The sequence below is a fragment of the Legionella clemsonensis genome, from assembly GCF_002240035.1.
GTDB classification, from domain to species: Bacteria; Pseudomonadota; Gammaproteobacteria; order Legionellales; family Legionellaceae; genus Tatlockia; species Tatlockia clemsonensis.
Map to the genome: position 1 here is coordinate 1821420 of NZ_CP016397.1, position 10987 is coordinate 1832406.

Sequence of the window (10987 nt, forward strand, 5' to 3'; positions counted from 1 at the left end):
ATCATTATTTATCCTGTTAAGCCAAGTGTGACTAAAACTATGTCTATTATTTTGATACCCACAAATGGCACGATTAATCCTCCCAATCCATAAATGATGACGTTGCTACGCAGTAATCTTATGGCAGACACATGTCGATAACGCACACCGCGTAATGCAAGCGGTATAAGGCAAATAATAATCAGTGCATTAAAGATAACTGCTGAGAGAACTGCGCTATCAGGCGTTGCAAGATGCATAATATTTAATGCATTTAAAGCTGGATACGTGGTCGAGAATGCTGCAGGCAAAATTGCGAAATATTTTGCCACATCATTGGCAATACTAAAGGTAGTAAGCGCTCCTCTAGTCATTAAAAGCTGCTTGCCAATTTCGACGACTTCAATTAATTTAGTAGGATTTGAATCCAAATCAACCAGATTACCTGCCTCTTTGGCAGCTTGCGTTCCTGTATTCATCGCCACAGCAACGTCAGCTTGTGCAAGTGCAGGTGCATCATTAGTACCATCACCAGCCATTGCTACCAGATGACCTTCCTGCTGCAAGCGACGTATTAATTTTAATTTCTCTTCAGGGTTTGCATTTGCCAGAAAATCATCGACACCAGCCTCTCCGGCTATAGCCGTTGCTGTAAGTGCATTGTCACCTGTTACCATAATAGTCTTAATACCCATGCGTCTTAGTTGAGCAAATCGCTCACGAATCCCTCCCTTAATGACGTCTTTTAAATAAATAACGCCCAAGACTTTCGCTCCTTCTGCTACAACGAGTGCCGTACCTCCCTTGCGAGAAATATTTTCCACATTTGAAATTAAATTCTCTGAAAAACTACCTCCCTGTGCTTTCACATATTGTTCAACCGCTTCCGCCGCACCTTTGCGAATTTCACGATTTAATAAATTAACCCCACTCATTCTTGTTTGTGCTGCAAAAGGAACAAAGGTAGCGCCTAGCCTGGAAACATCCCTGCCACGCAAGCCATATTTTTCTTTGGCTAAAATGACAATACTACGACCCTCGGGTGTTTCATCAGCAAGCGATGCTAATTGAGCTGCATCAGCCAATGCTTCAACAGGGACGTCAATCTCTGGAATAAATTCTGTTGCCTGACGGTTACCTAAAGTAATTGTTCCAGTTTTATCCAGCAATAATACATCGATATCACCGGCTGCCTCCACTGCTCGTCCGCATAAAGCAATCACATTCGCTTGAATCATTCTATCCATTCCAGCAATACCAATCGCCGATAATAACCCTCCAATGGTGGTAGGCGCCAGACAAACAAAAAGCGCCACTAAGACAGTAACAGTGATAATATTCCCACTACCGGCCGATGTAACGCTATAAATAGAAAAGGGGAGTAAAGTTGTACAAACCAGCAAAAAAACCAGAGTCAATGCAGCCAATAAAATAGTAAGAGCAAGTTCATTCGGTGTTTTTTGACGCTTTGCCCCTTCTACCAGAGAAATCATTTTATCTAAAAATGTTTCTCCCGGGTTGGAGGTAATACGTACCATCAGCCAATCCGAAATGACCTGTGTTCCTCCAGTTACAGCACTGCGATCACCCCCGCTTTCCCGTATAACGGGTGCACTTTCCCCTGTTATAGCACTTTCATTGACTGAAGCAATCCCCTCGATAACTTCACCGTCATTAGGAATAAGATCACCTGCTTCTACCAAAACAACGTCTCCTACACGCAAGTGAGTTGATGGAACAATGCTTATTGTTGCTTCACGTGATGGTTTAGCTAATTTTTTTGCATGAATGTCGCGGCGAGTTTTACGTAAAGCCTCTGCTTGCGCTTTACCACGCCCTTCAGCCATTGCTTCAGCAAAATTGGCAAATAGCAATGTAAACCAAAGCCACAAAGCAATGGTTAGAATAAAACTTGACGGTGCTTCCCCTTCTCCCCCCAAAGCCTGCACAAAAAGAACACTGGTAAGAATTGCGCCTATATACACCGTAAATAACACTGGGTTTCGTAATTGATAATGGGGTGATAGTTTTAAAAAAGCAGCGATTAACGCTGTTATGATTATCTTAACATTCCAAACTGAACGTTTTTTACTACCCATATTCCCTCCAGAGCATGAGCTGTTCCACAATTGGCCCAAGAGAGAGCGCGGGAAGAAATGCCAATGCACCTACAATTAGACTTATTCCCACTAGCAGGATAATAAATAGAGGAGTATGTGTTGCTAATGTTCCTGAACTTATAGGTATCCGTTTTTTTCGAACTAAAGACCCAGCGATTGCCATCACAGGAATAGCGATCCAAAAGCGACTTATTAGCATACTTACTGCACCAACGAGGGTATAAAAAGGGGTATTTGCATTTAATCCTGCAAAAGCACTTCCATTGTTATTTCCCATGGAAGTAAATGCGTAAAGAATTTCCGTAAAACCATGAGCACCCGGATTGGCTATAGAACGCACACCCATAGGAGTCACGGCGCCCATAGCTGTGGTAATCAGAACGAGAACAGGCATCAGCAAAACAACAAAAGATGCCATTTTTATTTCATAGGGTTCAATTTTTTTACCCAAATACTCAGGCGTTCTCCCAACCATTAATCCTGCAACAAACACCGTGATAATCACTATCACTAACATGCTATATAGTCCTGAACCAACGCCCCCAAAAACAATTTCTCCTAATTGCATCATCCATAATTGTACTAAACCACCGAGAGGTGTAAACGAATCATGCATGGCATTCACAGAGCCGTTTGATGCCGCAGTGGTTGCAGTTGCCCAAAGTGCTGAGCTTACGATACCGATACGCGTTTCTTTGCCTTCCATATTACCTGCAGGATAGAGATCGTCTCCGTGCATAGAATCAACATCTAAAGTTACCAGCGCGGGGTTACCTTGATGCTCAGCCACAATGGCTACAATAGCACCTGGAATAAACATAATAGCCATTGCAATTAATATTGCCCAACCCTGCCGTTTATCATGCACCATTAAGCCAAAGGTATAACATAGGGAGGCAGGAATTAGTAATAGGGCAAGCATTTCTAAAAAATTAGTTAAGGGCGTGGGATTTTCAAAAGGATGGGCAGAGTTGGTATTAAAAAAGCCACCACCATTGCTTCCTAATTGCTTAATTGCTACCTGGGAGGCAACAGGACCCATCGGAATCAGTTGTTCCATCTGTTGTGCTGCCTCCATTTGAGAGCTCACCTGGCTCTCTTGAATGTTGTTTCCTAAAGTATCCTGTAGAGAAATAGCCTGGCTTTCTCCCTGTAGAGGGATAAATTTTTCGTAGGGTTTAAAATTTTGAATGACTCCTTGTGAGGTTAATATAACAGCTAATATCAAGGAGAGAGGCAAAAGAATATAGAGTATACTTCGGACCATATCCACCCAGAAATTTCCCAATCCGCTCTCTTCATGTTTTGCAATACCTCTTATGACCGCTACTAATACAGACATACCTGTTGCGGCTGAAATAAAATTTTGTACTGCAAGTGCAAGCATTTGAGTAAAATAACTCATTGTCTCTTCACCACTATAGGCTTGCCAGTTGGTATTGGTAATAAAACTTACCGCTGTATTGAATGATAAATAAGGTGAAGGCGCTACAAATTTTTGTGGATTAAGCGGTAGGTAAAATTGCAAGCGTTGTATTAAATAAACGATAAGTAACCCTAATAAATTAAAAATAAGCATTGCACTTAAATAATTTTTCCAACTCATTTGCTCTTCAGGGTTAATATTACATAATCGATAAATACCTCGCTCCAGCGACCTCCCTAACCAATTTAAACCACATGGCCTATTTTCATAAACTTGCCTCATATACCAACCAAGCGGCTTGATGAGTAGAAGAAGAACAAAAAAGTAGAGCACCACTTGAAGAATACTTATCTCTAACATAGAAAATCCATTTACACCTGACTAAAACAGTTCAGGCTTAAATAAAACAATCAATAGATAAATGAATACAATCAATGCAATTAAGCCACACAGCCAATAAACACTCATTCGTTTACTCCTTAGACAAGGAATCAAAGAATTTAATTAGAGCAAAGGAGAGATAGAAAAAAATTAACGCAACACTGATTAATAGAATATCCATATTCAAATTCCGGCTAAACAAGCGTCAATCCTACCATAGAGTATCACTAAACTGAAAGTAGGATTCTTCTGCAAGCCTGCGAAAGGCAGACAGCTGCCAAGAAAATACCTGGAGCGCTATCGGGAGCAATCTCAGACTACAAGAGATTAATGTTGTATTTTTGGATTTTTATATTGCAGCCACAGCAGTATAAATCCGATGACTGGGATAATAATATCACTCCAAAAAATTGAGCCGGCATTTCCTGGAGAAAAATTATCGGCTGTTACCATTTGATAAAGATGACCACCAGCAGCTCCCCATAAAAACATAGCAGGTCCAATGAGTGTTGCTGCCCGAAAACCAAGCCCACTCCAGAAGCTGATAATACCCACTACCGAAAATCCCAAACTGGCAAAGCCAACTTCAAGTTGAAATGGACTTTGTGCCCATCCAATGAACTGCGCAGTAAAGTCGCCAAAAAATACATGCATAATAAAATTATACAAATAGCTAATACCCACATTGAACAGCAGGAAATAAGAGAACAAAACATCGATGATTTCAGCCTTGCTTAGAGGTTTTGGCCTAAACAATAAAACAAGAGAGGCCACTATCATACTTAAGATAAATAAAGTCCAGGTAAAATTGCGAAGAGCAAGAGTAATTATTTCTTCCATATTTTTCCTTGTATTCTAGTGAGAAAAATTTCAAAGGTGATTCGTAAGCAAACGAATAATCTACCAGCCATTTTCAGAGTCTATTATGCCATCTAATAAATTTCTTATAAATCCCATTACTCTGCGTCTTTGTAATCAGCACGCTAATCAATTACTGACAACAAAACTCTACAGGTATTTCTCTTTTAGGTACAGGAGTTATTGAATTATCCGCTTTAAACAAACGGTAAATATCATAAGAAAGCTTTTTTTTGTCTTTATCCCGATAGGTTTGTTGATAATTATCGAATATTCGATAAGTCAAATAAGACACCGTTAAAATACAAGCAATGGGCCAAGAGATGGCGGCAGCAGTAATAATGCACGCGGTTGCTGTTGTATTAAAGATTAATGTCTTCCAAAAGATTTTGTTGGCCTGTAAAGATTCGGCATGCAACTGATGGAGCAATTTATAATGGCAATCATCTTCTGACGTTTTGCCATTACTCTTTTCCCGAGAAACAGAGATACTTGCTTGCTTGTACTTTTTGTATTCATCAGAAGTATTATAAAGAGCATTACCAAACATGCTAAGCGCGGCAAAAACACCTAAGGCCAAAGGACCAAAGCCAATCAATGTGGCAGCAAAAGCCACAATTAATAGGCTGGCTGCAACGATATTAAATTGATAATAGGCGCACTCCACTTTCCATTCATCATGCATAATATCAAGCTGTCGACTAATCACAGCCTGCTCAAGAGAAGAACAAACTTCCCTTTTTTGTTGTTTAAGCTCTTCTACACGTCGACTATAGTCCCTTCTATCCACTGACCAGTGCACAATAAACAATGCAAGATCAAAGACTAAAAATGCTAAATTAATTTGCGCAATAATCAAAGAAGATAACTGAAAAAATCGATTATAGTTACTTAACAGATTTACGCTCCCCCAGACCATATCATTGGCCATAGTAAAGCCGCGTTTTTCTATTTCCTGAGTCAGCACTTTTTTGCTTGATAATTTATTACTTATTGCAGCATTTATAACGTGCTTGAGTAAAACCATTAGATTGGTCATAAAGCGAAACACATACAGCATAATACTGGAGAGACGTAAAATTTTCTGCGGTTTATCCAGCCATTTCATAAAAGCCTGCAAACTATAATGAGGACCTATTTTTTCATTAATCGTTTTCATAAAAGCGGCAAAACCATTTTCCTGTAAATAAATAATGAGATAATTCGCAAGGCTGCGACTGTAATTCCAATAGGAGCAATTTGTAATTAAAGTAGACGTGTATTCACGACATCTGCTAGAGCGGGTCAGTATTAAGGTACAATCTGAAGTGCTTTTTTTTGTTTCACCATATATCACTGAATAGGTCTTATTTGGATTCGCTCTACAGCATTCTTGTTTTATAAACTGTTCTATTTCTTTTTTCTTTAGTAATAATCTGCTTAAATCTGCCTCAACGTAATCGAGCTGATAGTAACCCATCATTACTTCGCATAAATAATTTAGATATAAAAGAAGTTCACTCTCTTTTGTAAGAGTACCTTTATTGGAAATAAAGAGCTGATAGGTTGAGGAAAATTCTAGATTAAGCTGCTTTAAATCGAAATCACTCTCTTTAAATTGCAGCTCCTCAAGTTGGCTTGGTGATCTCGTAAAAAAATTGTGTTTTATTTGGTTTATTTTTAACATGATACCGTTATAAAGCTAGAGATTTTTCTCCACTTCATTTTATACCATTGCAATTTTTTAAACTATTTTTCTACACACGGTTATCTTGCACAAATTACCGTCATCTTGAGCAAGACACCGCATCTTCTACATCTCTCTGAAAACTCAGTCCAGCTCTCGCTTTCCGAAGTCCCGCGGCTTGTCCGCGGGGTGTAGGCAGAAATGTGGTTAAGAGACAGAGCAAACCGAGGATCCTCAGCAGATAAAAGCCCGCTCTTTGAAGGAAGAAACCCTTCAGCGACTATGTCACTTTCAGGGTTGTATTGGAGTCTCCTAAAATCGTGGAAAACGTCCTGAATGTGGATACATGCCTTGATCTGAATGATGGTGTACATGCGGAGGATTATGGCCAGGATGGCTATGAACAGAAACCACAGTCGTCGTATTAGTATGACTAGGGTGATGTCCTGCAGGAACATTATTGACTGGAGGAGTGAACATAACCCCGGGATAACCGTGATATTGCCTTGGATAACCTTGAGCTAAATGACCTGATTGATTGACATGACCATGTGCAGGCTTATTTCTCAACATAAGTAGTCCTTTTATTATGATTAAACTTTTACTATACGATAATTATTCTGGCAACAAAAGAGCAACCACACCTTATTGCGAGTGAACCCTCTAACAGGCTAAATTAAAGTTTTCTCCTTTCTTTGCTGTTTCTTTACGCACAATTAATCCCTAAAATTTCTATAATTAGGAAGACACAGGATGAAATAAGGAGTTGTCATGAAGACTCGTTCTCTATCCTTTTCAACGTTATTAGGGCCTCTGGCATTTGGTACTCTGTTGATTAGTGGCGTATTTTACTCATCCGCTACAACGGCTGCTCAAGGCTGTGGTTTTGGTTATCATATGACCATTAATGGCAGATGCGTACCCAATCATCCAGGCCCAGGCGCCGTAATGGTACCTGGACGCCCAGATTGCTGGATTAATTATCGAGGCCAATTCCGCTGCTGGAGATAACAATGTCTCTTGCGCCAGCAAATGCGCAAGAGCCTTATTCACTTGGCATCAATCCTGCTAATCAACCAACTATCTCATGAAAATGAAAGAATAATTGCATTCTAAGGAAAAGAATATGGAATCCTTGTCTCCCTCTAATGCTCATAAAAAGAGTGGATTGCTCACCCCTCTTAAGAAACTGCTAAATGGCGATATACCCTTGTGGATTACTTTTTGGGTATTTGGTGTACTGGTTATTACAGTAATCAACATTGGATTCTATATTATCGCAACCCATCTCATTACAATTATTAATAAAGTAGGTACTCTACCGATTTATATCCTGATTCTGCTAGCAATGATTTACACCCTTTTCATTTGGATTGCTATTTGGAACAGTGCTACGCAATATAAAGGCTCTAAAATTTTAGCACTATTTACTAAAGTTATCGTTATCCTAAGTGTTCTATTGACTCTACTATTCTTCTACTTTAATTCAACCTATTATACTCAGAGTACTGAGCAAAAATTAAATGCTATTGCCACCCTGCTTAATAAAAACTTACCTGCTAAAATTGATAATCACACTGAACTAGTCAAAGTAGAGTCTAATCAAAATAAGCTATTGTATTATTTCCAATTAGTTAACTTTAATGAAAATCAAAAGAATTATATCTTGAACAGTCAGGAGGAAGCGTTTCAAACGCTGGATGCATCAATAAAATCCAACGTTTGCTCAAGTCGTGAGATCAAACGATTTTTTGATCAAAATATTGAACTTGTCTATAACTATGCGCTGGACGGGCAACCATTATTTTCAGTTCCCATAAATAAACAGACTTGCAATTAGCCAAAAGATGAACAGCAACATAGTTCACATGTTCTTAAAAAGATTCCTAATCATAAATTTGAAATTCACCTTGAGCGTTCATGAGTTTACAATTGGAGAGAAGGATAATTTTCTTCCAGTTGTGTGGAAAAATAAGAAAGTAAGGCAAGAACACAGCTACTTGCAATAATAACTCCACCAAACAGAACATGACGGCTTGAAAATAATGATTTCGCTGCAGCGATTTGTTTATGCGGCTGATATCCCTCTGCCTTTGAAGAAATAGCAGCCACTTCAAGCCAGGTGTGTGTTGGTGAAAATAAGCGAGAGCCAGGTTCTAGACTTTTGTAACGCTCAAGCAGGATATTAAGTTGCCCTTGGTGTTTGGCAGAGTGCGCCCATGCCTCTTCTTTTGTAAGAAGAGAAACACATGCTTCTAATGGGGAGTCTTTTAACACCAGCTCACACTTTTGATAGAGCTCATCAATTTCTTTAGCAACCTGATGGTATCTAGTAGCTGCATTTCTTCTTAGTATAGCTTGGGCATGGGGAGGTATTTTTTCATCAAATTCCATGTGAGGATTTTCCCTTACCTTTTTAGCAAGTGTCAAAATACACTTAATGATTTTGGCACTATCAAATTGGCACTGCTTTTGTATTTCCGTGACAGGTTTTGACCTTATTGAAAGATCAACCTCTGCGTACGCTGCGATTTCAGCCAATACTTCTAATTGTTTGGAGGTGCGTGTATCTACCGTAGTATGGATATTATTTTCATCCAACAATTTACCCGCATAAGCACGCAGGTGCTCTTGCTCAATATAAAATTTTACCTGATCAAAAAGATTATAAAAGACAGAATCATCAATTTGATCAGCATCCTTATTGGCTTGAATTTCATCCAGTAAACGCTTTCCAAAGAATAAGAGCTCATTTACTTCATCGTAAACAAGAGCAGCATTTAAACGAGCATCGGGGCCAATTCCTCTGGAGGCGAGACTGACATATTTTTTAATTTCCACGTCAATGAGTTCTGCTAAAAACTCAAAAAGCAGCTTATTTTTATTCATTTTAACTCAGTAAAACCTGTATTTTTTACATTAAAAAGAGAGAACATTCTATCCTACTCTTTCGAAGACAACAAAGACCTCAGCACTCATGCCAGGCCCCACCGATAAGGTTCCTTGTGCATTACCTTGATTTCTGGAAAAATGACCTGCTAAATTTCCATATTCAGTCATGATTGTTACTACACCATTCATACAGGCACCCATAAGCTCTTCATGCGCATGCTTGGGACACAATACACTACCAGAATCCTTATCTGCAGTCACTTCTACTTTAAAATGACCAGAACTATCAAGGCTACTGAGTATGCCTGCACCATGGTATTGGCATTCCCCTGTTAACCAGTTGGTTGCTTTTCCATGACCAGTCCACTTCCCCGGAATATCTTCACATGCCGTGGAATGAGCTGATTGAAAAATAAAATCAGCGTATGACACCGAAGTAAAAGAAAATGCTGTTAGCATCAATCCTGTTAATAAATACCGTTTCATTATTATCCTTAACTTGTTGAATTAAATTATGAGGTCTGGGGTCTTATAAGTGGAGTTGATTATTGCGTTATAATTCAATGATTGCAATTAGAAAATACCTACCATTGAAATAGGTAACGGCCAATCAGAAATAGTTGTCTACCCTGCGAATAATAACAAAAATTTTTATTCTGCACCGACTCTCTGCAAAAAAAGTTGACTGCGCTTGGCAAGATCACGAAGATTAATGTTCCGATAGATTTTAATTCCAGGAGCAAGCTCATGAGTTCGAAATTAATAGATTTAACCGGAAATAATTATAGCTTTATTTTAAAATGCATGGCTGCATTAGCAACAGGAGCGATATTAACCTTGGGAATTGTAGCAGCATTCACAATGAAAGCGACAGCTGTCGCAGCACCCATTCTTTTTTCAGCCGCGGCCACTGGTGTTGCTGGCGCAGTCACCGTTGCAGCTGCACCTATTTTACCCATTGCTGCTTTGTTGATAACGCTTGGTGGTATTTGCTTACTCCCCTTTTGTTTTGGAGGCTCCTGTACAAACTCAAGACACACTCATACCCACTGGGGCACTCCTTTTCACTTTTATCCTCGCGCATTTCCAGCAGGAGCCTATGTTGAAAATCATCATCACTCTCATTCAGGGCCCCCCCATCATGGCCATTTCAGTTCTAATCACCATAGGCACCTTTAACAGTGGTAGCCCTTAATGCCTTGTATGTCATGAAAATTTACCCTCTTAAAAAGCCTAGGTCGGTTCCTTGAGAACCAACCTAGGCTAATATGTCAGCCTTAACCACTCATCACGTCATTTAGCCATCTATCGCAGGTTTATCTCGGCGCCAATAGAATATTTTTTGCTCAACCTGCTTTAACATTAAAATTTAAATAAAATCAATGGGGTGTAATATTTTGTCTCTTAAGTTTCACATAAGCTAACTCTGTTATGATTAGCTCCACTTTTGATTAATGAGAAAAAAATAGCATTATTCAAATAGTTCAGCTTGCAAAAAAATAAGCAATAGGAGGTCTATTTCTATTTTAAAGAGAACATTAGAAATTAGCTCGACGCTTGGCTGTTTAAAGTTTTGTCACAAACCCTGTGACAGAGACGTTTTATCATGAGCTACATCGATCTGATTTTCTGTTTAACACAGAGTATTTAAATTATTCTCTTTTT

11 protein-coding genes are annotated in these 10987 nt (G+C 39.1%); 3 read left to right on the top strand and 8 right to left on the bottom strand.

The genetic code is table 11. The annotated features are described in order from the left end of the window. Positions 1-8: 8 nt before the first annotated feature. From kdpB to clem_RS07915, 6 genes are all read right to left on the bottom strand, one after another. A complete protein-coding gene (gene kdpB, locus clem_RS07890) occupies positions 9-2078 on the bottom strand; it encodes a potassium-transporting ATPase subunit KdpB (protein WP_094091135.1) in 2070 nt (689 codons plus the stop codon). After that, positions 2071-3885 (bottom strand): potassium-transporting ATPase subunit KdpA, encoded by a 1815-nt coding sequence (kdpA, locus tag clem_RS07895; protein WP_094091136.1) that lies wholly within the window; start codon positions 3883-3885, stop codon positions 2071-2073. The genes kdpB and kdpA overlap by 8 nt, the downstream gene beginning before the upstream one ends. A gap of 21 nt (positions 3886-3906) precedes the next feature. After that, the gene (locus clem_RS15415) at positions 3907-3993 is read right to left on the bottom strand and encodes a potassium-transporting ATPase subunit F (RefSeq protein ID WP_094091137.1); all 87 of its coding nucleotides are present in this window, start codon (positions 3991-3993) and stop codon (positions 3907-3909) included. Between the two features lie 240 nt (positions 3994-4233). Next, complete coding sequence (locus clem_RS07905) at positions 4234-4746, bottom strand: DUF6790 family protein (RefSeq protein WP_094091138.1); 513 nt, start codon at positions 4744-4746, stop codon at positions 4234-4236. A gap of 151 nt (positions 4747-4897) precedes the next feature. Continuing rightward, positions 4898-6430, bottom strand: a complete 1533-nt coding sequence (locus clem_RS07910; RefSeq protein WP_094091139.1) for a hypothetical protein — start codon at positions 6428-6430, stop codon at positions 4898-4900. A 312-nt stretch (positions 6431-6742) separates the two neighbouring features. Then, positions 6743-7003, bottom strand: a complete 261-nt coding sequence (locus clem_RS07915) for a hypothetical protein (RefSeq protein WP_094091140.1) — start codon at positions 7001-7003, stop codon at positions 6743-6745. A gap of 198 nt (positions 7004-7201) precedes the next feature. On the opposite strand from clem_RS07915, the gene clem_RS07920 reads away from it, so the two are divergent. Next, positions 7202-7441, top strand: coding sequence for a GCG_CRPN prefix-to-repeats domain-containing protein (locus clem_RS07920; protein WP_094091141.1), 240 nt, complete (start codon positions 7202-7204; stop codon positions 7439-7441). A 115-nt stretch (positions 7442-7556) separates the two neighbouring features. Further along, entirely contained in the window at positions 7557-8270 is a 714-nt protein-coding gene (locus clem_RS07925; RefSeq protein WP_094091142.1) for a hypothetical protein, read from the top strand. 86 nt (positions 8271-8356) lie between these two features. On the opposite strand, the gene clem_RS07930 is transcribed toward clem_RS07925, so the two are convergent. Both clem_RS07930 and clem_RS07935 read right to left on the bottom strand, forming a co-directional pair. Beyond that, positions 8357-9319 carry a hypothetical protein gene (locus tag clem_RS07930; RefSeq protein ID WP_094091143.1) on the bottom strand — a complete coding sequence of 321 codons (963 nt, stop codon included), beginning with the start codon at positions 9317-9319 and terminating at the stop codon, positions 8357-8359. Positions 9320-9367: 48 nt separating this feature from the next. After that, on the bottom strand, positions 9368-9808 hold the full coding sequence (locus clem_RS07935; RefSeq protein ID WP_094091144.1) for a hypothetical protein: 441 nt from the start codon (positions 9806-9808) through the stop codon (positions 9368-9370). Between the two features lie 261 nt (positions 9809-10069). Between clem_RS07935 and clem_RS07940 the strand changes: the two genes are divergently transcribed. Beyond that, a complete protein-coding gene (locus clem_RS07940) occupies positions 10070-10501 on the top strand; it encodes a hypothetical protein (protein ID WP_094091145.1) in 432 nt (143 codons plus the stop codon). Positions 10502-10987: the final 486 nt, after the last annotated feature.

Coding starts and splice junctions, on each gene's coding strand:
- kdpB (WP_094091135.1), bottom strand. CDS start 2,078: ATGGGTAGTAAAAAACGTTCAGTTTGGAATGTTAAGATAATCATAACA.
- kdpA (WP_094091136.1), bottom strand. CDS start 3,885: ATGTTAGAGATAAGTATTCTTCAAGTGGTGCTCTACTTTTTTGTTCTT.
- clem_RS15415 (WP_094091137.1), bottom strand. CDS start 3,993: ATGAGTGTTTATTGGCTGTGTGGCTTAATTGCATTGATTGTATTCATT.
- clem_RS07905 (WP_094091138.1), bottom strand. CDS start 4,746: ATGGAAGAAATAATTACTCTTGCTCTTCGCAATTTTACCTGGACTTTA.
- clem_RS07910 (WP_094091139.1), bottom strand. CDS start 6,430: ATGTTAAAAATAAACCAAATAAAACACAATTTTTTTACGAGATCACCA.
- clem_RS07915 (WP_094091140.1), bottom strand. CDS start 7,003: ATGTTGAGAAATAAGCCTGCACATGGTCATGTCAATCAATCAGGTCAT.
- clem_RS07920 (WP_094091141.1), top strand. CDS start 7,202: ATGAAGACTCGTTCTCTATCCTTTTCAACGTTATTAGGGCCTCTGGCA.
- clem_RS07925 (WP_094091142.1), top strand. CDS start 7,557: ATGGAATCCTTGTCTCCCTCTAATGCTCATAAAAAGAGTGGATTGCTC.
- clem_RS07930 (WP_094091143.1), bottom strand. CDS start 9,319: ATGAATAAAAATAAGCTGCTTTTTGAGTTTTTAGCAGAACTCATTGAC.
- clem_RS07935 (WP_094091144.1), bottom strand. CDS start 9,808: ATGAAACGGTATTTATTAACAGGATTGATGCTAACAGCATTTTCTTTT.
- clem_RS07940 (WP_094091145.1), top strand. CDS start 10,070: ATGAGTTCGAAATTAATAGATTTAACCGGAAATAATTATAGCTTTATT.